General features: G+C 72.3%; 1 protein-coding gene. It reads right to left on the minus strand.

Annotated features, from left to right (window positions below):
* Positions 1-72: 72 nt before the first annotated feature.
* Positions 73-307, minus strand: a 235-nt coding sequence (locus tag AX681_RS02650) for a thermonuclease family protein (protein ID WP_197424211.1), incomplete at its 5' end; no start/stop codon positions are given.

Consider the following 307-nt stretch of genomic DNA (forward strand, 5'->3'; position numbering starts at 1 on the left):
GCCGTCCTCCCCCTCCGTCGCCTTCGGCGCCACCTCCCCCTGGCGGGGGAGGATTCTCGAATGTCGATATGCTTAGACGCACCAGCCCATGCGGCGCCCGCGATAGGGGCGTGCCAGCCCCTCGGCGATCAGCGTGTCGCCAACGCCGCGGCCATTGACCTCGACCCGGCGCAGCTTGCGGCCATAGCGGTCGGTATCGCGGTCGATCGGGTGGAGCGTGACCGCGCCGCTGTTGAGCAGCGCGTGCAGCCGCTGCGTCGCGGCTGCGCCGAGCCGGGCTTCTTCGGGGCAGCGCGCGGGGTGGGTT

This window comes from Sphingomonas sp. CCH9-E2 (genome assembly GCF_001557215.1).
Taxonomy (GTDB): domain Bacteria; phylum Pseudomonadota; class Alphaproteobacteria; order Sphingomonadales; family Sphingomonadaceae; genus Sphingomonas.